This is a genomic window from Pseudoalteromonas sp. PPB1 (assembly GCF_015356275.1).
Taxonomy (GTDB): domain Bacteria; phylum Pseudomonadota; class Gammaproteobacteria; order Enterobacterales; family Alteromonadaceae; genus Pseudoalteromonas; species Pseudoalteromonas rubra_D.
Map to the genome: position 1 here is coordinate 76,289 of NZ_JACEQV010000004.1, position 20,917 is coordinate 97,205.

The 20,917-nt window shown below is 46.8% G+C and carries 16 protein-coding genes; 10 read left to right on the plus strand and 6 right to left on the minus strand.

The features are described from left to right. Positions 1-287: 287 nt before the first annotated feature. Positions 288-785, minus strand: coding sequence for a YdcF family protein (locus IY568_RS05540; RefSeq protein WP_125557779.1), 498 nt, complete (start codon positions 783-785; stop codon positions 288-290). 429 nt (positions 786-1,214) lie between these two features. Between IY568_RS05540 and IY568_RS05545 the strand changes: the two genes are divergently transcribed. From IY568_RS05545 to IY568_RS05560, 4 genes are all read left to right on the plus strand, one after another. Further along, positions 1,215-2,186 carry a hypothetical protein gene (locus tag IY568_RS05545; RefSeq protein WP_049862959.1) on the plus strand — a complete coding sequence of 324 codons (972 nt, stop codon included), beginning with the start codon at positions 1,215-1,217 and terminating at the stop codon, positions 2,184-2,186. 49 nt (positions 2,187-2,235) lie between these two features. Beyond that, the gene (locus IY568_RS05550) at positions 2,236-3,819 is read left to right on the plus strand and encodes a HEAT repeat domain-containing protein (protein ID WP_194866979.1); all 1,584 of its coding nucleotides are present in this window, start codon (positions 2,236-2,238) and stop codon (positions 3,817-3,819) included. Positions 3,820-3,985: 166 nt separating this feature from the next. Beyond that, positions 3,986-5,665 (plus strand): hypothetical protein, encoded by a 1,680-nt coding sequence (locus IY568_RS05555; RefSeq protein WP_194866980.1) that lies wholly within the window; start codon positions 3,986-3,988, stop codon positions 5,663-5,665. A gap of 281 nt (positions 5,666-5,946) precedes the next feature. Then, complete coding sequence (locus IY568_RS05560) at positions 5,947-6,294, plus strand: hypothetical protein (protein WP_194866981.1); 348 nt, start codon at positions 5,947-5,949, stop codon at positions 6,292-6,294. 90 nt (positions 6,295-6,384) lie between these two features. Here the strand turns inward: IY568_RS05560 and IY568_RS05565 are convergent, their stop codons facing one another. Genes IY568_RS05565 through IY568_RS05575 form a run of 3 tightly spaced genes read right to left on the minus strand, consistent with a single transcriptional unit; the run spans position 6,385 to position 10,688 of the window. Beyond that, the gene (locus tag IY568_RS05565; RefSeq protein ID WP_194866982.1) at positions 6,385-7,497 is read right to left on the minus strand and encodes a tryptophan 7-halogenase; all 1,113 of its coding nucleotides are present in this window, start codon (positions 7,495-7,497) and stop codon (positions 6,385-6,387) included. Between the two features lie 9 nt (positions 7,498-7,506). Beyond that, positions 7,507-9,675 (minus strand): LodA/GoxA family CTQ-dependent oxidase, encoded by a 2,169-nt coding sequence (locus IY568_RS05570; RefSeq protein ID WP_194866983.1) that lies wholly within the window; start codon positions 9,673-9,675, stop codon positions 7,507-7,509. A gap of 11 nt (positions 9,676-9,686) precedes the next feature. Then, entirely contained in the window at positions 9,687-10,688 is a 1,002-nt protein-coding gene (locus IY568_RS05575) for a ferritin-like domain-containing protein (RefSeq protein WP_010380249.1), read from the minus strand. 668 nt (positions 10,689-11,356) lie between these two features. On the opposite strand from IY568_RS05575, the gene IY568_RS05580 reads away from it, so the two are divergent. Beyond that, the gene (locus IY568_RS05580; RefSeq protein ID WP_010380250.1) at positions 11,357-12,274 is read left to right on the plus strand and encodes an esterase/lipase family protein; all 918 of its coding nucleotides are present in this window, start codon (positions 11,357-11,359) and stop codon (positions 12,272-12,274) included. Next, a complete protein-coding gene (locus IY568_RS05585) occupies positions 12,271-13,128 on the plus strand; it encodes a lipase chaperone family protein (protein WP_194866984.1) in 858 nt (285 codons plus the stop codon). The genes IY568_RS05580 and IY568_RS05585 overlap by 4 nt, the downstream gene beginning before the upstream one ends. Positions 13,129-13,151: 23 nt before the next feature. On the opposite strand, the gene IY568_RS05590 is transcribed toward IY568_RS05585, so the two are convergent. Then, on the minus strand, positions 13,152-13,538 hold the full coding sequence (locus tag IY568_RS05590) for a thiol-disulfide oxidoreductase DCC family protein (protein ID WP_194867101.1): 387 nt from the start codon (positions 13,536-13,538) through the stop codon (positions 13,152-13,154). A 591-nt stretch (positions 13,539-14,129) separates the two neighbouring features. Here IY568_RS05590 and IY568_RS05595 point away from each other — a divergent pair. Further along, positions 14,130-15,758: a methyl-accepting chemotaxis protein gene (locus IY568_RS05595; protein WP_194866985.1), complete on the plus strand. Its 1,629-nt coding sequence runs from the start codon at positions 14,130-14,132 to the stop codon at positions 15,756-15,758. Positions 15,759-16,074: 316 nt separating this feature from the next. After that, entirely contained in the window at positions 16,075-17,259 is a 1,185-nt protein-coding gene (locus tag IY568_RS05600; protein WP_194866986.1) for a GTP-binding protein, read from the plus strand. An 85-nt stretch (positions 17,260-17,344) separates the two neighbouring features. Here the strand turns inward: IY568_RS05600 and katG are convergent, their stop codons facing one another. Beyond that, a complete protein-coding gene (gene katG, locus IY568_RS05605) occupies positions 17,345-19,663 on the minus strand; it encodes a catalase/peroxidase HPI (protein WP_194866987.1) in 2,319 nt (772 codons plus the stop codon). Between the two features lie 478 nt (positions 19,664-20,141). Here katG and IY568_RS05610 point away from each other — a divergent pair, with 478 nt between their 5' ends. Then, positions 20,142-20,594: a nuclear transport factor 2 family protein gene (locus tag IY568_RS05610; protein ID WP_125557757.1), complete on the plus strand. Its 453-nt coding sequence runs from the start codon at positions 20,142-20,144 to the stop codon at positions 20,592-20,594. Positions 20,595-20,612: 18 nt separating this feature from the next. Then, positions 20,613-20,846, plus strand: a complete 234-nt coding sequence (locus IY568_RS05615; RefSeq protein WP_125557755.1) for a hypothetical protein — start codon at positions 20,613-20,615, stop codon at positions 20,844-20,846. Positions 20,847-20,917 lie beyond the last annotated feature (71 nt).

A 20,917-nucleotide genomic window follows, 5' to 3' on the forward strand; every position in this document is an offset into this window, starting at 1 on the left:
GGTTTGTAGTAGGTATAACTTTGGACCAGTTACACTTTGCATTTCAGAACGGCAGTGTTTGCGAATTGCCGTTTTTCGTTGCCACGCTTGGCAGGTACAACAAACCCATCAAAGCCATTGATAGTTGTAGGAACTGACACCCAGAATTAACTATACTGGAATTTGCGTGGTGGCAATCCAACTGCTCGTCAATGTGGGAATCAAACAGCAAGCACTTAAGCATAGCAACCAGGCATAGCAGGGGAATTTATTGTTGCTTTATGCTCGCTTAATTCTGTGGATATGCATCAAAGGTTATTGAGCTTGGCGGCATAGGAGATGGCATTGATTTCGTGTTGCATCAGTGCAATTAACTCTCTGGCATTCTTTTTAGTGATAGATGTGATGAGCCTGACGCGTTTTTTACAGAATAATTCGAACAGCATGCCGACCCGGGCTGCGTGAAAATCTGAAGTAATCACATACGCATTGTTGTAGTCCAGGTCGTTAAGAAGTTCACTGGTTTTTTGCGCATCCTCGAATGTATTGGCTGACGATATCCCCTGAATAAAGTGCATCGGCTGGGTAAGCTGGCCTTCGATGTAGTGTCGCATATATTCGTAGTGTGGCGTTGTTGTGGCATTAAAGTGTGGACCAAAGCCACCAGTAAGCACACACCGGATCTGATGCTTGCTAAGCACTTCAATTGCTTTGTCTGCCCGCTCTTTCGCCAGGCTGGAAAGCACGCCGCTATCATCATTGGTGCACCCTAATACAATCAACACATCTTTGTTTGTAAACGCCATTTCTATCCTCTTTGAACCTGGGCTATGTCTTTGAGCAATTTAATCTGGTCAGGTAATAGTACTTAAATGCACAGTACAGATCATCCGTCTTTATTACATGAGATGTGTGACAGCCATTTGTAACAGTGCTGGTCTTTATTGTTTGTATTTTTGCACTATTTCTGTTGGGAGACGTCTGTGCACTTTGAAAGAGGCACCTGGAATACATTCTGATATCTGACTTTTAGGACAAAAACTCTAGTAAATTCAATTGAAAGCATGAATAAAACTAAAGTGCTAATTTTTTACCCAAAACATAAACGAAAACCTCATTTACCACAAAAAGGTAATCTTGAAAGCAAAATGTAAAAATAAATGTGTATCTTTTTGGTGTTGCGCAACATATGTAGAAATGAAATTTTAAAATTCTAATAAAATAATGAGGAAATTATGAAGTTTAAATACGCTGCAATGTTGAGCGTTATCTCTGCGATTACATTGTCACCGGTTGCAAATGCTTACCTGTATAAAGATCCTGGCTATGTTGAGCGTAATGCGCGTTCGATACAAAAGAACAAAGTGATTGGCCAGTCTCATCAGTATCGTGATCAGCAGGGCTGGATGTACGTTGATCAGGTGCAAAATGGTGCTACACAAGGTTTTTATCAGGCTGGAAACTGGCTAAAGCTGAATAACCGTAACTTTAAAATGTCCATCGGGGAGCTGGAGTTTTCGTTTAACCCCAGCAAACTGGATTGTACTCAGGGCATGAGCTTTAATTTTACTGTAGGTGAAGACACTGTCGCAGCCTTCAAGCCAAACTGTGACGATCTGTTAGATGCTTCGATCACCTATCCTGTTGAGTATTACTTTGATCTGATCCCTGAACCCATTAAGCCTAAAGTTGAGCTGCCGCTTGACCCTCTGGGCCTGCTCAAATTAGGCGTTAAATTTGGTGCGGGTATTGAAGCCGGTGCTGAATTTACCGTGGGTGGTGTGATTGGTGGGCATGGCAACGAAGAGCCATTTGAGGTAGATGGAGTAAGACGCCCAGATTATGTCTATGCTGCTGTAGAGCCGTTTGTCGGCGGTGTAGTATCCAGCTCGGCGTATGGATCGTTTGGCCATGGCATCTCTGAAGCCGGTGTTAAAGGTAAAGTTAACTTACTAAAAGTGAAGGGCAAGGGCTATGTAGAAGCCGGAATCCGTCGCATCGTTCAGGATGAACAAGTGATTGAACAAGGCTTCCTGGAGCTGAAGGTAAGCACTAAGCTGACTGGTGGAGATGGCAAGATCCAGGCTTACTGCAAAAAGCTTTGGGGGTTGTTGCAGTTTAATGTGGATGTACTGAAATGGGACCCGCTGTATACGCGTGAAACCGTATTGTACGAATATGCAAGCCCTGTTTGGGAAGATCTATAACCCCTGGATGTTGGTGGCCTGAATAAGGCCACCATTTCGAGATAGCTTTATGAAAAAAATAACGATTACGCTGGCTTCTTTTAGTCTATTAGGCATCTTGGTTTTCGTGGCTAATTTGTCATTAAAACAGGCCTATCAGAGCCCCGACGCTAAAGCCGTGCGCACTGCTAACCCCAATCATGTCAAGAGCCAGGAGCATGTCTCTGGATATCGGGTCCATATACAGTCTGCTGTATTGAGTGATAAAGGCACTGCGTTTGCTCATTCTGATTTAATCTGGAACATGTACTTTCATCAGGCTTTAGGTAATGCTTCAAGGTCTGCCGCGCTGTTAACCGATATAGAATTTGTCTCTGATAACAAAACTCAGCACATGCCGCAGCATTTACCGTTTTACTTTTCTTATGACGGCCAGCAATTTGTGCATTCAGACCTATTGGGTTTAGCTCAGTCTCATCCGTTATCCGTGTTACCAAAAGTACTGGACCTGATGAGCTATTCACTAACAGAAACACTGACTTTTAATGATGCTTTGGGATCAACGACTTATCGCTTTGAGCAAGATGGTAATACCATTGGCAGGAAAATTGTGAGACAGCAGAGGCAAACCAATAATAAAGCGCAAGAAAGCTGGTTACTCACATTAAAAAACGCTGAACATACTATGACCAATCAGCCAGGCCCGCTCACGCTTGAGTACAGTCATACGCAAACTTTGCAGCAAAACACGCAGCAATATCAAATTGTACAAACAGTAAAAATACAGCCTGTTGAATACCAGCCATTTGCTCTGGCCAATTGGAGCGCATCTCATAATGCGAGTATCTCCTCGTTAGATAATAACCCGTCTGCACCGATTGTGATCACAGCGGAAAACTTTATGGCACAGTTGGATCAGTTAACTGGTTCTTTGGATCCCATGCTGGCAAAAGAAATCGGCAAGTTCATGTTAAAGAACTACGATCATAGCACCATTAAGGCCTACCTGACGGAGCATGCTGGTCTGAACTCTGCATTGATCTATTCGTTGCAAAAAGCACAGACACTGGAGGCCGAACAAACCCTTGCTGACTTGCTGATTGAACGCGACCTTGACCACCCCTCCTTGCAAAAGGTCGCAATGGCACTGGGCAGAATCGAAAATGCGTCAAATATTGCATTTACCAGCCTGCAAGCTGTGGCAGACGATCATTCTGACCAAACATTGTCAGGCGTTGCCTTGCTGAGTATTGGCACGATGAATAAGTTTTCGCCAGCTCAGTCACAGCAGGTGGAGCGATTATTAGAACGCAAATTGACCGAGCCACAACAGCTGCCAACAGCCATTTTGGCGATCGCCAATAGCAAAAATCCAGCTTTGGTGAACAGGCTGCCCGAATATCTGAACCACACAGACGGACAGGTCAGGCGCAATACAATTAAGTCGTTGGCGAACAATGAAGTCTATCAGGATCAGGTTGTCACCAGCCTGACCGATGCGCCAGATGTGAATACAGTGGATGCGTTTGTCAGGACATATCAGCGTGCTGACTACACGTTATCTGAGGAGAATATCGGCAAACTGACGGCGTTTTATCAGGCAACAACACACCCAATAATCAAAAAGCGTCTTGCGTCGATCATCCAGCAGTAGTCAATTGGTCACTCTTTTGCATTAACAAATGCTAAAGAGTGGCCAGCTTACTAACTTATGTTCATCCAGTCATTAAGGCTGCACGTAATATCATGTAATACCAAGCTTACCCCGGGCCTTCTAACCTTTCATCACTTATTAAACGGTCAATATGAGGAATAAACCGATGAAAGATGTATTTTTTGGACTAGCAGAACAATACGACACAGGCAGTATTCCTAACGTAGCGATTAATGCTTCTGGTCAGATACTGGAGGTACATAAGAACGAAGAAGGTTATAAGCTTTACTATCGATTTGGCAACTTAAACAAAGCAACTGTAAGCTGGGGATCCAGTCACCACTATGATGACGGTAACACGCCTGCTGTGGCAATGAACAACCGGGGTGTTGCGGTTGAAGTTCATAAAAACCAGGCTGGCTCTACACTGTACTATCATGTCGGGGATGTGTCTTCAAACGGCGTAAGCTGGCATAGCTCTCATAAGTACGACAGTGGTATTGAACCGCATGTTGCAGTCAACGACGATGGTATTGTGGTAGAAGTTCATAAGACTCAAAGCCCATTTAGCAACGGTCTTTACTATCACGTGGGGCAGGTAAACGGGAGCAAAGTTGATTGGCATTCCAGCCATGAATACGACTCAGGTTCTGTTCCTCAGGTTGCCCTGAATAATAATGGCTTCGTTGTTGAAGTGCACCAGTCTCAAAGTAAATCAAAAGTCTGGTATCACGTGGGTCGAGTGAATGGCAGCAAAATTGATTTTGGAAGTAGCCATGAGTTTGGATCGGGTACGGCGCCAAGTGTCGCGTTAACCGACGATGAAATTGTGATAGCAGTATGGAGTCAGGGCGGAAAGCTTTATCAACGCCAGGGCCAAATTAGTGGCACTCAAATTGACTGGCAAAGTGACGCTGTTGAATTTGATGATGGTCAGCGTCCTTCTGTTGGTATTGCTAATAACACAGCAGTGCAGGTGCACCCTTCAGAAACAATTCTATACGGATTGTGGTATTCCACCTCCATGCTTACAAATCGGGCTTCATGGATGTATAAAGGTGGACTCGCCGTCTTTGGCAAAACGCAAGACTTGTCAATTAAAGGTCAATTAGAAGCTGGAGTCAGGTACTTCGATTTGCGTCCCAAATGGACAGGCAGTAAGTTTGTTATTCATCACGGCCCAATTACCGGGCCTGACTTATCAGAGGTACTGTCCGACATTCGTGCCTACTGTGAGCAAGGTCATAAGGAACTTGCCATCCTTAAGTTTTCTCACTTTGATGGCATCAATAGCGCTAATTACCCGGCATTTCGTCAACAAGTCGAAGACGCAATAGGTTCATGGATGGTTAAAACGAAACCTGAAGACAAGCGTTTAGCTGAGGGCACGCTCAGTGAATACGTAAACGAGGGTACGGCAATGATGGTGGCCATTGGCAATGATTTAGCGATTGATCAGCCGCAGCAAGGTTTTTGGGTTTACAAAGACTGGGATTCGGAAGCTGTTGCTCAAGCTGATCTCACTGTATTTGATGAGTATTCAAAAACCATTAGTTTTAGTTCGATGAAGAAAGATCAGTTTGAGAAATTCGAGAGATTTACCGGCAAATGCGAAAAAGATCCAAGCGTGCCGTGTGACCTCTTCTTACTCTCATGGACACTTACCCCGCCAACGGCAGTATGGCCGGTCTCCAAAGAAGCAAACCGGGCATTAGGCAGTGCAATGGTCGAGCTGCCTGAGAAAAATCAGTACGGTAAAATAGTTAATTTGTTGTATGTCGACTACGTCGAATACGCGCGGGCGACCGATGTGGCGATAGCGCAAAACAACACAAACCAGCTCTAAGAGTTCGCCAGGTTCAGCGGGAAAGGAAATTAGACTTTTCCTTTCCCGTTTACGAGCAGCGTAACAATCAGGTGTTGTGCTTTAAACCGAAGGCGCCTGGTCTTTTCGTTCTTACCTACTGCATTCATCATTGCAGAACACGCTGATCATACCTTTCTTAGCGTATGGAGTAATTGTGCTGTATGCTCCTGCAAGTTCCTCACAAGGGGCGGCCTCGTTGTTGTGATTTAAGTGCTATTGTGAAGAGACAGCACAGGCCTAAACAGATTAGAGAATGAGCGATGAATACAGAACAAGCATACAATATTCTGGGAAACGTGCTTTTTGCCCACTTTGACCCTGAAGAGCAGTTCGATAAGCTGGAAATGATATTAGAAATTGGCGATGGTGCGACAGCTAAAACGATGTGGAAGCACTTTAACGGACAGAAAACATGCCCTGCCCTTAGTGTGGATGTCCCACTTCAGGCTACTATTGATTTACATAGTGCCGCCTTTTTCCTTCGTGATAACCTGCTCGAAACAAGCAATGAGCAGATCTGGGGATTGATTTTTACCCTCTATCCGGATAGCAGCTTTAATATAGAGTACACCTATGAAAAGTCTGACTGGCTAAAAGGCGGGGAGTGAGCGTACTGCCGGATTAGCTAAATTTTAAAACTAGAATGCCCGACTTGGCGGGCATGTTTGTTGATTTTTGAGCGGTAACTTGTATTACCGTCAGCTCGCTCGTCGTTGTTGCCAGAACGCGGATTCATGCCAGCGCTGCTCTTGTTGGTAGAAGTATTCTCTTTGGCTGAGGTAATTAATAAACTCATTGCCTATGTATTGTCGGTACTCAGCCAGTGTAGTTGGCTTATTATCCAGCCAGTCTGCGATGGCGTGTGCGGCTTTAAGCCCGGTTGCCAGCGCTTTATAAACCCCCTGAGAGCTGATGGGATCATAGCAGGATGCCGCGTCGCCAACGGCCAGCCAGCCATTGCCCGCCGGTGGATTGAGCAAACTGGAGGGGGTTTTCCAGTAGTGTAAATGTGCAGGCGGGGCGAGGCTGTGTACGCGCTTTGCCACATGTGCGCTCTGATGTAACAGGGTGAACCAGTTTTTGGGGTCTTTCAGCCCATGCTCTTTGGCGATATGGGCATCGGTTGTCAAACTGACCACCAGCTGGTTGTTTGGAATAGAGGCGCAATACCACCAGCCCAGATCGATGGCCTCAAGCAAAGTGAGCTTGAGTGTATTTAAGTCGGTACCTTTGCAATCAAAATAAGCGGCAATGCTTAACATCGCATCCTGCATTTTGGGTTGGGCGCCAAATCTGCGGGCAACAATGGCAGACTGACCTGTGGCATCCACCACAAAGCGACATCGTATAGGCGGCTGGTCGTCAAAAGATAGCTGGAATGGATAGGGCGTGTTGTGCTCAACAGAGACAGATGCAAAGCGCGTTTCACAGGCAAGGTGACCACCCCTTTGTTTAAACTGATCCGCCATAAACCGGTCAAAGCGACGTCTGTCGAGATGCCAGCCTGCGCCATAGGGGTTGAACAGGTTATCATTAAACCCCAGTTGTGCGCTGCCCCAACTGGAGAAACTGCCCAGGCAAGGCTCATGGTGCTGCTGTTCAAAGGCTTCAGCAATGTTCAGACGCTGAAACAATTTTCGGGTGTCAGGCGGAATACTCTCGCCAATTTTGGGTTTGCTGTAACTACCAGCCTCGGCAAGGAAAACCCTGCCGACGCCGATATTTTGTAGCGCGATCCCTGTCGCTGTCCCTGCCGGACCACCACCCACAATGGCCACGTCAAATTTCCTGCTGTCATCAATCGCGCTCATTATATTTCCTTATTTCTTTTTCGTTGCTGTGCCATTACCACCTATCATTGGCCAGGGTGTTGGGTCGGCTAACTCAGGTTCACAGCCCTTTAATCTGCTTTCTACTTCAAGGTAAACATGGTCAGCGTACTGCTTGCCATCATCAATCACTGTGCCCTGAACTATTACGCCAATGTCGTCCCACTTGGTCAGCATTTCCCGGTATTCCCAGAAGCGCCCTGCATTGGCTAAGTCATGTTTATCCTCTGGAGAGTTTTCCTGCGGATAAGTGCCGGAGCCTCGCACTGAGTAACGCTGTGCCGGTAGTTCTTTGTTATTGATATCATAGTCTTCCGCTACATAAACCGTGACCGGGCGCTGCGCTGGCCATGACCAGTAGAGCGTTTCAGAATTGAGGTCATTCGGCGAAGTCTGGTGGATAGCGCAGGAGTTATAGTCCGCATGCCAGGGCAGGGCCATAAACTTAGTGGCATCACCTGGCTCTAAACCTAAATGCTCAACGTCTTCATGTTGTGGGATCCAGCCCAAGCCTAAAAATGGCTTATCGGTTTGCACGCTCGCGTAGTTAAGTGGTTTATGCTTGATACGAAATGGTCCTGCACCGGTCAGCCAGTCCTGATACATGGCGGGCTCGCGAATGATCCAGGTCATATCAATGCCCGGGCTAAAACGTCCACCTAAGCAGTTTTGCAGAGTCGCCCGATCCAGGTATTCGCCCTCATTGAGCTTTTGCGTGCTGGTGTGCACATAGTTATGATTCGACCAGCTGTGCAGGAACTGATACTGAGTAACGGTAGGGGTTAAAAAGGGCTTGCCACCCGCTGCGCTGGAATCACCTAACGCCAGCGGCATCAGTGGTGCACCTTCGTCAATCGACTGCGAGCGCCAGGTTGCCTCGGTACCCGGGTTAGGCTGACGAATATAGGCTAAGCCAGCTAAAATGGTGCGGTCCGGATCGTCTTCTGCAACGATGGCGTCTACCGATTTGTGGGCCTGGACGGCAATTTCAGGTAAGTAGGCGTTCCACAATTGCTGCCCGGTCGCTTTAAAGATCGGTTTTATGTGGTCGTCGAACGCCGGTTTATAATCCGGATTAAATTTACCATCGCGATATAACTCAGGTTGTAAATTCAGTTTTCTGACAAAGGTATCGTAGGCTTCATCAAACAGAGAAACCACATTCAGCGTTTGTGGTGCGTAACTGGGGTCGGTCACAACCGCCCAGCCGCCGAATACTTCCTCGATGCTGCCATCGTCAAATTCAACCACAGCCGTTACCGGGCCGTCTGACGTATCGTCAAACCACTGGTCGTTGTTGACGGGCCCTTCAATCGGCACTGGCTTGTCTTTGCTGTCGAGTCTCCAGCCAACAGCCTTACCATAACCACCGGCAACAATTAGACGTCCTTGAGCATCTGTGTGTAGCTCACCCAGGCTGGTGATCCCATAAGGTGTGCGTGCTTTATGGATGTCGCTGCGATCTACAACGTCCTTAATCTTGAACTGAGCACTTGTCACTTGTTCGTTTTTCTCAGGGATATCCAGGTAGTCAAAGTGCATATAAGGAAAGGATTTAGGATAATCCGCTACTTCAACTTTGTTACCGTCTTTCAGGTAAGCCGCTACTTCGTTGTTATCAAACTCAGCCTCGGGGGTCTCCCGGTCAACCACACGCGGGCCTGCGTCTATGACCAGTCTGGATAACCGGCTTTCATTGTAAGGGTCCAGGCCCTCAGACAGGTTACGTAACACTGGGAACTTACCATTTTCGTAGGCAACGACACCGTGGTCGTCGTCGTTTACGAACCAGGCCGATTTCTTATTGGCCAGATGCACACACCATTTGATGTTAGTCACAGTTTTGCCCTGAAAGCTGGCGCCCACAGTCAGCTCCTGGCTATGGCCTTGTTCAGGGTAGCTCGGCTGATCGACGTCTGTGTAAGCAAACACACGAAAGCGTGCTGCCTGGCGTTTAAAAGCACCTTGCCCATCGCGCAATTGAGAGCTGGTGATCACTTCACCTGTAGCTGGATCGAGCGGCAATCCCCCCGTGGTTTTCTGTGGTTTGCCTGGCTGAGGTAGTGCAGCGATGCTCTCAGGCGCCAGGTAATATTCTTCACTGTTACCAACGCGTGCAATGCCAATAGCAGGATGAATTTTGAATAGTGTTTTAGACATGATGGCATTCCTTATTGATCATTTGGCATTGAAAACAAAGGCAACACGCCATTTTGCCAGCAGGCTGAGATTGCTGCGCCATTTTTGTACATCACTACTGCAAAGTCATCCGGAGTGTTCCCTGTCGTAAAGGTCTCATTCATGATTTCCAGAAATTCGCTAAAGTGTTGCAACTGAATTTGTTGCAGGCTCTTTTGTCGTTCACCGTAAGGCACAATCGCGTGGGTTTCTGGCAAAGGCTGTTTTAACAGGTAAGTGAATTTTTCGTAGTGATCCCAGGTAGGCTGAATATCATCCGCACGATTTTGATATTCTGGCGGAATATACTGTGCTGTTTTTTCATACCCTTCTCCCTGATCGGTGATTAAATCAATGAGGTTGTAAGCCTGAGTCAAACCATCAGAACCAGCTTCGGTGATTGTCAGCTGCGTATCAGGGTAAAAGTTTCCAAAGTGGTTTACCTGTTTTGCGTTGGCCTGAAGTAAATCAACACGTGCTTCACAGCCAGCTTTGATTGCAGCGTATAACTCGCCAATGGAGCCATATTCATCTGTGGCACCGGTGCCGCCTTTCTCTTTCCAGGTGGGGAATTCGATAATACACATGGTATTCAGTCTTTCCACGTCAAACGCGCCGATGGCCGTTGAGTGTGGGAAGTAGATGTCTTTCGGGTTAGGATCATCCAGGTCAAAATCCAGATGTGGGATAGTTGTGCCGTACTGAGGGGCGCGGATCTCAAGAGCAGTGCCATAGGCGTTGGCAAGGTTTGCTGCGCTTTGCAGGTGCAACATCTCCTGGTTCACGACCGACTTGATCAAGCGACCAGCTTCAGTGGATTGATCTTTAATGGAATACATAGCAGCCATATAAAATGGAATGGTGTACATCTCAACGTCAACCGCCCACTGTAAGTGGTCATGCAATTGTTTATCGCTCCAGCCACCTACCACTTTTTTTGGCTTTTGTAATGGTTTTGCCATCAAAAAATTCGATGGGTTCTCGAGTTTAATCATTTTAGTTCCTTTATGGGTTAAGCCGCTCGCTTACGGGTGTTTATTGCGAAAGGAACTAACGTGCGACCCCACACGGACTACCTGGCTCCGAGAGCGTTAAACCTGTATAGCAAGCAGACTTCGACGGTACATATAGAAGAGACAAGGTTAGAACTAAGCGAGCTGACGATAACAGACGGTGTTATCACACTGGGAAGTTCAGGCGCTGCATTTGTCTCACCAAAAACTAGTTCAAGTAAACGACAAATCAACTAAACCTGACATTACATCGGCATTACAGGCCATGGTATTGCAATCGGTTGTATCAGTGTGGAAGGTTTTTTGATTATTAATTAATTTATTACAGAGGCCATAAGCAAATCTCAAAGTCACTTGTGTGGATTTTCATAGGTCTTTGATTTTAACTTAATTGCTCTAATTAGTGCATCTGCAACACAATACGTATTTGGTCATTTCTTTGCATGCGTAGTGCAAATTCAAATCTATTATAAAAAATCATTATTTATCAATTAATAAAATAAAAAACTTCGCCATCTTTGACAAATTAATGAACCTGCGCCATCTAAGCGTTGAGGACTTTTTAGTGTGTTTTTTAAACAGTGAGGCTTGACCTCTTACCACTATGAACTACTCTTTTGTTGCTAAATTGTAACTTTTGGAGCAAGTAAATGAAAAAAATAACACTCTCACTCTTACTTTGCGTGACGTCACTCTTTGCGCAATTGGCGCACAGTAATGATGAGCTCGAATACCCCGTGGTGCTGGTTCATGGTCTGTTTGGTTTTGATAATTTACTGGGGGTCGATTATTTCTATCGGGTGCCTTCGGTGATCCGCCAGGAAGGCGGGAATGTCTATGTGGCAGAAGTCTCATCGGCACACAACTCAGAACTGCGCGGTGAGCAACTGTTGGAGCAGGTTGCGTTGATCAGAGCACTGACAGGCAAAGACAAAGTCAACCTGATAGGCCATAGCCAAGGCGCACAAACTATTCGTTATGTGGCATCGGTTAAGCCCCAATGGGTTGCGTCGGTAACCAGTATTGGTGGGGTTAACTGGGGCAGCCGCTTTGCTGATGTGGTGCGTGGTGGTGTGGATCAGGGATCTTTTTCGGAGCAGTTCTTAGCGTCTCTGGCCAATGGTCTGGCTGGATTGATTGATTTGTTATCAGGCAAGCCAACGGCGCCCAAAGATGCCCTTGAAGCGCTGAGTGCACTGACAACTGAAGGCACCATCGCTTTTAATCAAAAGTATCCTGAAGGCGTGCCAGCTCAGTATTGCGGTCAGGGTGAAACGCTGGCCAGTAACGGCGTGTACTATTTTTCCTGGAGCGGCAGCCGGGCATGGACCAATTTGCTGGACCCGGCTGATAATGCTTTGTTACTGTTCTCTGGTGTGTTTGACGAAGCCAATGACGGCCTGGTTTCCGCTTGCTCAAGTAATCTGGGCAATGTGATTGGCAATGACTTTAAGATGAACCACCTGGATCAGGTCAATCAGACAATTGGTATTCATCATCTGTTCGAAACGGACCCTCTGACTGTGTATCGTCAGCATATTCGCCGCCTGAAGGGGTTAAATCTATGAGGTACTGGCGTCTACTTTCACTCAGTTGTGTTGGACTAAGTGTCTGCTTTTGGACTCTGTTACCTGAACGGGATCCCGAAGTAACCACTGAGATAGTGACTGGCTCCGCACGCATAGTGACAGAGACGCCACACCAGATTAAAGCGCACTCTGCCGCTGTGATGCCAGCAGAGCCTGAGCATTGCGGCGCCATTACCCGGGCACACAAGCACCAGCTCGACGACTGGATTTTGTCATTGCAAAACGAGCAACTGGAACAGCACTGGGCGCAACAGACACATCGCATACCACCCTGTTTGCGGAATATCGCCCATGATTATATAGCCTATAAACAGGCACTGAGTCAGGTAGATATTAATCTGACTATGTACGAACGTTTTGAAGCACTGCAAACGCTTCAGGGGCAGTACTTTTCCGCTGAAGTGATAGCTGCTTGGTTTGAAGGCGAGAACCGTTGGCATGCTCAGACCTTAGCGCGCTGGCAGATTTTATCGGACAAAACCCTGAGTGAGGAGACCCGGACTGAGCTGATTGATGCGCACATCAGTCAGTTACCGCAAACAGAGCGACAAACGATTGAGTCCACCCAAACCCTGATCACGCTAAAACACAGTTGGCACAACATGGATTACAATCAGCTCAGTGCCCGGTATGGAGATGCAGCAGCACAGCGGTTGATGCAAGTTCGCCATAATCAATCCAGTTGGACGCAGCGAGTAAGCGAGTATAAACAACGACGGTCTGAGCTTTTAGAGAAAGGCGTGTCTGATGAAGCACTGACATCGCTGACACGCGACTTGTTCACACAAAACGAGCGAAAAAGACTGTCCGTTATCTTTTCACAGGCGCATTAATCTTTAAGGAGACAACATATGCCTTATTTTCGACATACGCCGCTGTCGCACCGGGAGCGGCCGGTGAGCCAATAAGAAATACGGTAACGGTTTTTTGCAAACACTAAATAGAGTTTGTCTGCGAGTGGCTTTATGATTGGCCATCTTAGTGGCGCGTATAACCATCCCATCCCGACCAGTCGCCAGGCCTGATGTGTGACGTCAAGACCAAGTATTAGATTACCGTCTGCATCGAGCGCATGTAATATCGTATTTGCTTCATTTGCGTCAATGTTTGGATAGTGTGCAAAGTCCTCACTATAGATATCTACGGTTGCGATCCGCTGTGCCGTGTCGCGCTTTGTCAGTGCCGTCATTTCCTTTACGCACAGTGGACAGGTGCCGTCATAAAATATGGTTAGTTCACGCATAATCTTTCCTGTTGCTTTTAATACGATACGCTTTGCTCTCAGACTCAGATCAGTATTGGTCAAAAGCAATCTGATTTGCATAATATCTCATTGAATAGAAAAGTCGTCAGTGCCGAAGGTCTAAAATATAGTCTAAGTTCGGGCTGCAATGGCAGCACAACATCATTCAGCGCAAGAGCCATTGGTCAACTCGGTTTTGTAATGATCTAATACGTATTTAATCAGTGTGTTCTATGCTTGTTAATGAGGGTTTGTTTTTTGATCTCTATTTGTTTTTTATTCATAAAAACAGCAATTTAATACTGAATTCTTAATAAATATTCCATTCCCCCGCATTTGCCAATCCATTATAATGGTTGATTAAATATTGAGTTGTGGCGTGTGGAATTTATACGCCTCTCGCAGCTGGTACTGCACGCGTTTTATAATTCATACTGCTGCATAGGTATGCTGATTTCAAACATAAATGCCTCTGTGCTAACTCAATATACAGTATTTTATGATAACCGCCAGAGTGCTACCTGAGGGTCGAGCTCTGGCGGTTTTTTGTTCACTTTAGTCATTATCTAATTAGGGACCTATATAAAGAGCATGGCAATAAAAGACTTATCAATTACCAAACAAATTGGCCTGAGTTTTTCATCTGTATTTTTAGTTTTTTTCGCAGTGAGTTTACTGACCTATAACGGACTGAGTGGCGTCCGCGATGATCTGGGCTTTATTGTGCAAACAAGTATTCCCTCTGTTGAGATAGTGAAGGATATTAAAATAGACTTGACCACCATACGTAAAGACGAGTTTGGTGCGACCATGAACCCGGAACATCCACAAATGGCCGAGTGGTTGTCTATTTTGAATGATTTACGAAGCGGCGTTGATCGTAAAATACATCTGTACAGCCAGTTGGACGTTTCAGATATAGAACAGCGCCAGTTTGAGGCCTTTGCCCGGGCATGGCGACAGTATGCAGCCGCAACCTCTGATTTCAATTCTCTGGTGCGTAATGCCAAAGTAGCTCAGGCGAATGACATTGTGCTCAACAGCTATCCTACCTTTTCCAGAGCAATGGATGAGCTTAGTGCACTGGAAAAAATAAACAGTGACAATGTAGGGAGTGCTGAAACTTCAGCGGTCAAGGCCGTTAATATAGTAATTAAGGCCATTATTATTAGCACTTTAGTGTCAGCGTTAATGATTGCATTGATCTGTATTGTGCTCAGTGGCGCAGTCAGGCGGCCGTTGGAAAAAGCCATGAACCTGGCCGGAAATATCGCTAACGGCGATCTGAGTACCCGCATTGAAACCGATTCTGTTGGTCAAAATGAGCTTGGCTCCTTACTGATCTCACTTGAGAAAATGCGTCAGCAGCTCAACGGCCTTGTTGTAAAAATTAATGACAGCGCTATCTTGCTCTCTTCTGCTGTTGAAGAGGTTAATATGATCTCGGCACAAAATGCCAAAGGCATGGAGAATCAACAAAATGAGTTGCAGTCTGTTGCGTCGGCGATGACCGAAATGCAGGCAGCCGTGACTGAGGTGGCACAAAGTACAGAAATGGGCGCTGAATCAGCTAATCAGGCACATACTAAGTCTCGCGAAGGAAGTGTGGCACTGAAAAGCAGTATTTCACATATTTCTGCGGTGGCGGATACCGTCACCCATGCGGGTGAACTGGCCGTTAATCTTGAAAAGAACTCTAAAAATATCAATGTGGTTGTGGATGTGATCCGCGAGATTGCGGAGCAAACTAACTTACTGGCGTTGAACGCAGCCATTGAAGCGGCACGTGCCGGCACACAAGGGCGAGGCTTTGCTGTGGTGGCTGATGAAGTGCGTTCACTGGCACGCCGGACACAAGATTCAACCACACAAATTGTTGAAATTGTCAGTGATTTGCAACAGAAGTCCAAAGAGACTGGCGAAGCCACCCGGACCTGTCAGACGGGGATTGACGTGTGTGTTGAGCAAACCGATACGGTCAGTAAAACCATCAGTCAGATTGAGCAGGAAATTGACAGCATTGCCGCCATGAGTACTCAAATTGCGGCAGCGTGTAACGAGCAGTCTGTGGTGTCTGAAGAGCTTAACCGAAATATTGAGAATATTAATGTCGCGGGTGTTGAAATGACCGAAGGCGCAAATCAAATTTCTCATGCCTGTCATGAAATCAGTGAACTGGCGCATGATCTCAAATCTTGTGTTGAGCAGTTTAAGTTATAATTATTATTCCTATCAGCCGGGTAATTCATTGCAGGAGTTTCCCGGCAATAAATCAGGCAAGGTAATGATCCGTAAAATAGCCAGTATTGATTGTAAAAGGTCTAAATACTTGCTCTTGAAGAGGGGTCAGTCAAATAGATAATACCTCCTTCACCTTTCTGGCTGAAATTCCAGCATAGTCGAAAAACACAATAGCAAACCAGCCTAAAACTGCGGCTTCAGTATCACAGGTGTAATACCGTGTCATTGATATTTAAGCAGACCCTTTATCATAATGAAGGTCAGTTAAATATCACCTGAGTCAGGAAGTTATAGTATGGCAAGCAACGATGAATTTATGAAACAAGCTATTTTTATCGATACGATCGGTGCCAGAGGGCATGGTAAAACGACCTTAACCGCAGCTATCACGCAGGTTCTGGCAAAAGATCATATGGCGGTAGCACAAGACTTTGCCGCATTAAATAATGCGCCACAACAAAAAGCGCGATCTGGCGTGACCTTTTACCGCTCAGAAGCGGTGTATGAATCCTCGGCCCGAGTGTGCATTCAATATGATTGTCCCAGCTATATGGACCACGCTAAAGGGATCAACAGTGGCGAAACCAGAGTCGATGCCGCGATTCTGGTGGTCAGTCAGGAGCCTGATTTTAGCAGAGCATGCGACGAATACCTGATGTTATTGCGAGATTTCGGCGTCAGTCACATCATAATATTTATGAATAAGTGCGATTTGGAGCAGTACGACGAGCTAACGGGGCTTGTTGAGTCACTCGTAAGAGAGCAGCTTAATGGCTACGGGTTTGATGGTGACAATGCACCCGTGATTTATGGCTCGGCATTGCAAGCGCTTGAAGGCGTGCCCGTTTGGGAAAATAAAATACGCGAGTTAATCAGGACGATGGATGACTATTTTATAGACCCGGTATTATTTAAAGACCAGCCTTTTATGATGCCTGTCGAAGACATATTTACCTCACCGCGTCGTGATACGCAAGCTTATAGCAGAATTGAAACAGGTACTATACGAGTACACGACCCCATTGAGCTGGTTGGTATCAGAGATACGCGGGAGACAACCTGCTCAAGCATCGATATTGGGGCCCATCCACAAGAAAGGGTGAGCGCGGGGGATAGCGCGGCGATAGGCCTCAAAGGGATCCCACGCTCTGATATTGAAAGAGGGATGGTGCTTTGTAAAGCGGGTACGCTGAAATCATGTCAACGTTTTGAAGCACGGGTTTATTGCTTGACCAACGAAGAGGGCGGACGTAGAACCCCTTTGCTCAATGATTTTGAAGCTGACTTTAGCCTAAACTACCTTGACGTGGCAGGCACGGCGGACTGGCCTCGGAATATTGAAATGATGATGCCAGGCGATGAGCTACATGTAACTGTCAGACTAAGTAAGTCTATGGCGATAAAATTGGGTACAAAGTTCGAAATTCGTCAACAAGGTCAGATTGTTGGCGTAGGGCACGTGACAGATACCTTTGACTGAGTGTGAGCAGGAAAAGGATGGCCAGTGCGGTGAGTTGCTAACGTGTCAGTGCCTGTAATGACAGGCACTGACAATTTGGGTGTGATTACAACTGATGGCGTAAATCAAAGCGGTCCAGCTGCATCACTTTGTGCCAGGCTTTGACAAAGTCCTCTGCAAACTTTTGCTGGGCGTTGTCGTAGGCATAGACTTCGGCCACGGCGCGCAGCTCTGAGTTTGAGCCAAAGATCAAATCCACACTGGTGGCCGTAAAGCGCTGTTCGCCGGTGCTTCGGTCAATGCTCTCGTACAGACCCGCCTGACTGGTTTTCTGCCATTGAAGAGACATGCTCAACAGGTTGACGAAAAAGTCGTTGCTCAGGGTGCCTACTCTATCGGTAAATACACCATGTTGAGATCCTGACGCATTGGCACCGAGTACGCGCAGCCCCCCCAGCAGCACCGTCATTTCTGGTACAGTCAGGTTTAACTGATCGGCTTTATCGACCAGCATCTCGGTCGGCGAACGGTAGCTTGCGTTGACATCAAAATAGTTTCTGAAGGCATCCGCTTTTGGTTCAAGCAGTGTGAATGAGCCAACATCGGTTTGTGCCTGAGTCGCATCGGTGCGGCCAGGAGTAAAAGGCACAGAAACTGCGATACCCGCATTTCTGGCTGCCTGCTCAACGGCTGCTGCACCCGCCAGGACAATCACATCAGCCATGGATACTTGCTTACTGCCACCCGCTGCACGGTTAAAGCGCGTCTGTACAGCTTGTAACTGATTTAAAACTGACGATAGTTCGTCCGGGTTGTTAACTGGCCAGTCCTTTTGTGGGGCCAGCATAATGCGGGCGCCGTTGGCACCACCGCGCATATCCGAGGCACGGAAGCTGGCAGCAGACGCCCAGGCGGTGCGAATAAGCGCCGGTACGCTGATACCAGTTTGCAGAATATCCAGCTTGATTGCTTTGGCATCGGCTTCATTAATTACAGCATGGTCAACTGTCGGGACTGGATCTTGCCAGATCAGTGCTTCGTCGGGTGCTGTATTACCCAGATATCGAGTGCGTGGCCCCATATCGCGGTGTGTCAGCTTGTACCAGGCTTTGGCAAAGGCCAGGCGATATTCTTCCGGGTTCGCTAAAAAGCGTTCGGCAATTTTACGATACTCAGGGTCGTACTTGAGTGCAAGATCTGCGGTCGTCATAACAGGCGAATTGAATTTCCCTTTAACATGCGCATCCGGAACTGATGTGTGTAGTGCTTCGTCTGTTGGGATCCATTGAATCGCGCCGCCTGGACTGCGGGTCTGCTGCCATTCAAAGTTCAACAGGTTTTGCAGATATAACGTAGTCCAGCGGGTTGGAGCCTGAGTCCAGGCGCCTTCCAGGCCACTGGTTACGGTATCTTCTGAGTGGCCTTTGCCACATTTGTTTTTCCAGCCCAGCCCTTGCTCTTCAATAGCTGCTCCACCGGGTTCTTTGCCAACGCATTTGCTGGCTTTGTGGGCACCATGCATTTTACCGAAGGTGTGGCCACCTGCGATCAGCGCCACAGTTTCTTCGTCATTCATGGCCATGCGACCAAACGCGACGCGGATGTTTTTCGCCGAGCCAGCCGGATCTGGCTTACCTTTTGGTCCTTCCGGATTGACGTAGATTAAGCCCATATGAGTGGCACCCAGCGGGCGCTGGAGTTTACCGTCTTTTTCTTCGCGATCACTGGCCAGCATTTCAACCTCCGGACCCCAGTAGACCAAATCAGGCTCCCAGTCATCCGTTCGGCCACCGGCAAACCCATAAGTTTTGAAACCCATATTCTCAAGACCAACGGTACCGGCCAGAATCATCAGGTCGCCCCAGGAGATCTGCTCTCCATATTTTTGCTTGAGTGGCCAAAGCAGGCGTTTTGCTTTATCGAGGTTGCCATTGTCAGGCCAACTGTTGAGTGGATCAAAGCGCATTTGTCCGCCATCACCGCCGCCGCGACCATCCAGTGTCCGGTAGGTACCAGAGCTGTGCCACGCCAGGCGAATAAACAAAGGCCCATAATTGCCCCAGTCCGCTGGCCACCAGTCTTGTGACGTTGTCAGTAATTCGTTCATATCACGCTTGAGCGCAGCCATATCTAACTGGTTAAATGCCTGAGCATAATCAAAGTTTTCGCCGAGCGGGTTGGAGCGGCCGTCGTGGTCACGCAGAGGCGACAGGTCAAGTTGGTCTGGCCACCAGAACTGGTTCGATTTGGCCACGCCTGTGGGTACATGACCACTACCGACGGCGCCTTTTGGTTTACTGATTTCGCTATTAGAGTGGCTGGCTTGCTGAGCATCATTGCTACTTGCGCAGGCGCTCAGACCCGTGATCGCAACACCCACCAGTGCGGCCAGTGCTGACTTTTTAAACATCATCGTTGTTGTCATAAAGGTTACCTTTTTTCTTCAACATACCTGTCGACCAGCCAGATCTACCCGGTCGTCAGTGCATCTACTTAATTCTCTGAGAGTATAATTTTTTGTTTGCAAAATTGTTAATAGGATTTTTCGATGCCTGTATTCGTAAAAATCAATCATGGCTGAGGTAGATACAGCTAAGAGGGGGTAGGACGAATTTAGAGCGAGTTGTGAAAAACGAACGAGCGCAAAGTTCACACTCTTCATCGCAAGCCTGCTTGAGTGCATGTAATTTACTTGATAGGTTTTCTTTAAATTTGCATTGATGTGGTTTTTATCTCATTGAGAGATATATGAGCCCATTGAGGCGGTGAGTGTATTAATGCTTAATAATATGCCTTTTAAGGTGTAAGCCAGCTTGCATGATAATATAAATTTATACTCTGATAAGCCTTTGCTTTTAGCTGAATCAGTGAATCATAAACACAATTTAAAGGAAGTTATAATAATGAAAGTATTCTTTACAGCTATGGCTGCGGCAACACTACTGGTCTCTACATTCAGTCGAGCTGAAGCGGTTACCGGGACTGAGTATCAGGCCGTCGTTGACACCGCATACACCTACTTCAATGGCGCGGCAAAGGGCGATCAGACACTGCTGGCCAAAGCGTTTGATTTGGAGTTTGGCCATATCAAAATGATCCGGGTAGACAAAGAAACGCAGCAAGAAACGGTCAGGGTGATTTCACTCAAGGAGTTCGCTGGTTATTTTAAGGAGGCCACAAAGGATAAATGGGAAGCCAATATTTTATCTGTTGATATCGTAGATGATAAAATGGCGATGGTTAAACTGGATTTTCACACCCCGAAAACACACTACATCGATTATTTGGTAATGTATAAACGTCAAAATGCGTGGCGTATTGTGACTAAAACCTTTGTCGCTAAAAGCAAATTGTAGGTCAGGAAGTGTTTTTGAATGACGAATCAGCAAAGAAAACACATTATCCTCAGTGCGATTAAGTGCGCGGAATGTGCAGACATTCATGATGTGCTACGCATTGCTGGAGCAGAAATCGAGTGCCTGGAAGCTGTCCCTTTTGGTTCAAGAAATGAAATCATGCGGATCTGTGAAGATATTGCCGACGGTGTGATAGATGGCAGTGAGTCGATCAAAAGGTTAATGATGTTTTTAAACTCTATACCAGATTAATGCGCTTTTATCGCTTCCAGGGCGGCCGCAGTGCTTCGATAAGACGAGCGTCATATGAGCTCATCGGAGGC

What these genes read in the sequence shown, in the direction of transcription:
- IY568_RS05585 (WP_194866984.1), top strand. Translation starts at nt 12,271, where the DNA reads ATGAGGTACTGGCGTCTACTTTCACTCAGTTGTGTTGGACTAAGTGTC.
- IY568_RS05555 (WP_194866980.1), top strand. Translation starts at nt 3,986, where the DNA reads ATGAAAGATGTATTTTTTGGACTAGCAGAACAATACGACACAGGCAGT.
- IY568_RS05560 (WP_194866981.1), top strand. Translation starts at nt 5,947, where the DNA reads ATGAATACAGAACAAGCATACAATATTCTGGGAAACGTGCTTTTTGCC.
- IY568_RS05600 (WP_194866986.1), top strand. Translation starts at nt 16,075, where the DNA reads ATGGCAAGCAACGATGAATTTATGAAACAAGCTATTTTTATCGATACG.
- IY568_RS05545 (WP_049862959.1), top strand. Translation starts at nt 1,215, where the DNA reads ATGAAGTTTAAATACGCTGCAATGTTGAGCGTTATCTCTGCGATTACA.
- IY568_RS05550 (WP_194866979.1), top strand. Translation starts at nt 2,236, where the DNA reads ATGAAAAAAATAACGATTACGCTGGCTTCTTTTAGTCTATTAGGCATC.
- IY568_RS05615 (WP_125557755.1), top strand. Translation starts at nt 20,613, where the DNA reads ATGACGAATCAGCAAAGAAAACACATTATCCTCAGTGCGATTAAGTGC.
- IY568_RS05540 (WP_125557779.1), bottom strand. Translation starts at nt 785, where the DNA reads ATGGCGTTTACAAACAAAGATGTGTTGATTGTATTAGGGTGCACCAAT.
- IY568_RS05575 (WP_010380249.1), bottom strand. Translation starts at nt 10,688, where the DNA reads ATGATTAAACTCGAGAACCCATCGAATTTTTTGATGGCAAAACCATTA.
- IY568_RS05590 (WP_194867101.1), bottom strand. Translation starts at nt 13,538, where the DNA reads ATGCGTGAACTAACCATATTTTATGACGGCACCTGTCCACTGTGCGTA.
- IY568_RS05565 (WP_194866982.1), bottom strand. Translation starts at nt 7,497, where the DNA reads ATGAGCGCGATTGATGACAGCAGGAAATTTGACGTGGCCATTGTGGGT.
- katG (WP_194866987.1), bottom strand. Translation starts at nt 19,663, where the DNA reads ATGACAACAACGATGATGTTTAAAAAGTCAGCACTGGCCGCACTGGTG.
- IY568_RS05595 (WP_194866985.1), top strand. Translation starts at nt 14,130, where the DNA reads ATGGCAATAAAAGACTTATCAATTACCAAACAAATTGGCCTGAGTTTT.
- IY568_RS05610 (WP_125557757.1), top strand. Translation starts at nt 20,142, where the DNA reads ATGAAAGTATTCTTTACAGCTATGGCTGCGGCAACACTACTGGTCTCT.
- IY568_RS05580 (WP_010380250.1), top strand. Translation starts at nt 11,357, where the DNA reads ATGAAAAAAATAACACTCTCACTCTTACTTTGCGTGACGTCACTCTTT.
- IY568_RS05570 (WP_194866983.1), bottom strand. Translation starts at nt 9,675, where the DNA reads ATGTCTAAAACACTATTCAAAATTCATCCTGCTATTGGCATTGCACGC.